Raw genomic sequence first — 3,487 nt, 5'->3', positions numbered from 1 at the left:
TGCCAGGGCCGGCCGGGGCCGGCTCACGCGCGGGCTCGTCCTCGTGCTCCTGGCCGCCCTGTTCGTGCCGGTCCTCATGACGGTGACCTCTTCGCCGGCGTCCGCGGAGGACAAAAAGGAGCGCGACAACTACAGCCTCTACCAGCTGGCCTCGAACGCGAGCTCGTACTTCAGCGAGAAGAACTCGCCGTCGAACGACAAGGGCATGCACAAGAACTGGAAGCCGGTCACGGGCAGCCCTGCTTCGGGCGGTTCCATGCTCGGCTACGCCGACCCGGATTTCAGCCTGGGCAACATCGTGGGCTGGTTCTTCGCTGAGGTATCAGGATCCTCGCAGACCGTCACGTATGAGACCCTGGCAGCGAAAGACGACAAGGGCCACGCGAAGTACTCGGGCATGCTCGACTACGCGCACTTCGGGGCGGCCAACGCTGACCTCGGCCTGGACACGATGTCCTCGGGCATCGGCGGGCAGATCGTGAGCGTGATAGGAGGCTCCGTCATCTGGGTCCTCTACGCCCTGGCCCTGGCGGTCGGCACCCTGTTCTACCTCATCCTCCAGTTCCTGAAGCTCATCAACCCCTTCATGTGGTTCTACCAAGCGGTCAAGGCGGTCAATCCGACCTTCGCCGACGGGATGACGGGAGGTGACACCGGAGGCGGCGCGCTCTCGGGCCTCCAGCACTGGATCAGCGGCTGGTACGGCCTGCTCGTCGACATCTCATGGCAAGTGCTGGTGCCGATCTTCATCGGCTTCCTGCTCATCGGCCTGGTCATGCTCAAGAAGATGGACCGCGGCTCGGCGATCAAGAAGCTCTTCGTGCGTGTCGTCTTCATCGGCGTCGGCCTGCCGCTCATCGGGTCGATGTACACCAGCGTGCTCGACAAGTTCGACAACTCGGTTCTCGGCCAGCACGCGGGGCCGACGCGCGTCGTACTGAGCACCTACGTCGACTTCGAGGCGTGGATGATGCACGACCGCCTCGGAATCCCGGACCAGGCCACTGTCTCCTGGAACGGCGACCAGGCCAGCTCCGACGCCATGATGTCGGTGCGCACGAGCGCGTTGGCGATCAACAAGCAGTCCCACGGAGCGACGTTCAACGGCATCGGCATCGGCACGAAGGCCAACGACGCCGAGTCGGCCTGGAAGGACGGCACCGTCTCCGTCGGCACCAGCGCGTCGGACGACTTCAAGGCGGTGTTCTCGACCTTCGGGATCATCGGCAAGTACATCGCCAGCCACGAGATCGCAGCCTCCGACTTCGAATCGGGCATCAAGAGCTCGATCACGCGACTGGACGAGAAGGCGGACGTCAAGAAGAGCTGGTTCGTCGACAAGAACAGCTACGGCGACGTGGAAGGGTTCGGTGAGGAAAAGGGGCCGAAGCCAGCAGATCACCCGGTGATCTCGACCGACGGCACAGGCCTGACCTCCTCCCGCCCCAGCAAGGACTCGACGGTCTTCACGACGACCGGGAAGAAGAACGACTGCGGCTTCACCGTGGGCAAAAAGCCGTCCTCATGCAACCTGTCCCCCCTCGCGGCGTACAACTACCTCAACACCGGGTTCAGCCCCAGTTCACTGACCATGTACTCGTCGAACAACGCCACCAGCGGGTTCACCCGCGAGAACCACATGACCGTCAGCCAGGTGGGCACGGGGCCGGCGAAATTTATGTACTGGTCCAACGCAGCCACGGTCTTGGGCTCCATCGTCCTGCTCGGCTTCTGGTACGCCATCGGCATGCTGGCCGGCGCGATCAAGAGAACCTTCGGCCTCGTGGCAGCCGTACCGTTCGCGACGCTGGGCGCGATGGCCGCGATCGCCAAGGTGATCATCTACTCCATGGCACTGATCCTGGAGGTCCTCGTCACGCTGTTCATCTACCAGTTCGTCTCGGAGTTCCTGATCTCGGTCCCGGACATCATGGCAGGCCCTCTGTCGAGCCTCATGAGCCCGGGCGGCCTGTGGGGCAGCCCCGCGCTCGGCGGCATCATCGTAGTGATCCTGACACTCATCTCGTCGCTGCTGATCATGGGCACCACCTTCGCCCTGCTGCGGGTCCGCAAGACGGTGCTGCAGGCGATGGACGAGGTGATCACCAAGCTCGTGGACAAGTTCCTGGAGACCAACACCGTGCCGAAGCCGGACAAGGGCGGACTGATGCCTGCTCTGGCCGCAGGTGCAGGGGCCGGTGCGGGTATGGCCCTGGGCAACAAGCTCGCCAACGGATTCAACAGCAAGCCCAGCGGCCCGACGTCTCCGAACACGGACAAGCCAGCGGACAAGACGGCGTCGACGAACGCCGGCGGCACGAACGGCGACGCCACGGCTCTGACTACCGGCAAGCGGCCGCTGGCCCTGGAGGGCGGCGGCAGGGGTGGTCCAGATGATCCGGACAGCCCGGCGCTGGACGGTGGTCCTGCGGGAGGCAGCGGTCCTGCTGGCGCTCTGGCCGCGTCTGCCCAGGGCGACAGCCCCGGCGACAAGGGCGGTCCGCTGCAACTGACTACCGGCACAGCAGGCAGCTCGCACTCGGACAAACAGACGGCACAGGCTCTGAGCAACCAGGGCGGCCTGTCGAATCTCGGGTACGCCTCGGACGACGACAAGGTCATCGTCGGCGAAGTTCTGGCCTCGTCCACGCACCCGCCAAGCTCTCGCGGCACCGCCCGGGGACAGCACAGTGCCGGCAACACTGGTTCTGCCCCTACCAGCAGAAAGGCCGTCGCCGGCCAGACGGGTCAGACGCAGTTCGGCATGGGCGCCCCGAGCCAGCAGAGCTCTTCGGGCGGGAATCAGCAGGCCGCACCACAGCGCTTCAACGACGGCGCTCCTCCTGGACCCGTCCCCGTTCCTGCTTCCGGGCAGCCGGCCCCACCGAGCACACGTCCGACACGCTCCGCTCAAGACAGCCGGGCCCCGAAGCAGTTGGGAGCCGGAACACCGGCTCCCCGTCCTCTGGTCGCCCCGGTTCCGGATCAGCCTCCGGCTACGCCTGGTGCCAGGACTCCGGATCGGACGCCGGCAGAGCGCCAGCCGAGATCGCCACAGGCGTCGAGGCCGACACCGCACCAGACGCCCGCCCCGCGAAATCAGCAGGCTGCGCCACAGAGCTTCAGCGGCGGCGCTACTCCTGGTTCCGCTCCTGCTCCCGGGCAGCCGGCCCCACCGAGCACACGTCCGACACGCTCCGCTCAGGACGCCCGGGCTCCGCGGCAGTTGAGAGCCGGAACGCCGACTCCCCGCCCTGTGACCGCTCCGGTTCCCGATCAGCCTCCGGCTACGCCCGCCCCGCGGACCCAGGTTCCGCGGACGTCGGCTCCTGCACCGGCTCCTTCGCCGCAGCAGACTCCGGCTCCGACGCCTCGTCCCCGTCCACGCCGGGTTGCCGATCCCGCTCCTCAGAGCGCGGAGACTCCGGAGCCGCAGCAGGCTCCGGCCGGTGATCCTCGCCGGGGCCCGCACAAGAAACCACAGGAC

General features: G+C 66.6%; 1 protein-coding gene. It reads left to right on the top strand.

Annotated features, from left to right (window positions below; translation table 11 throughout):
* Window positions 1-3,487 (top strand): hypothetical protein (locus tag ACFU99_RS37705; RefSeq protein WP_384401417.1); only part of this gene is annotated, 3,487 nt, incomplete at both ends.

Source organism: Streptomyces sp. NPDC057654 (assembly GCF_042800135.1).
GTDB lineage: Bacteria > Actinomycetota > Actinomycetes > Streptomycetales > Streptomycetaceae > Streptomyces.
This window is presented reverse-complemented; position numbering and strand designations above follow the sequence as displayed.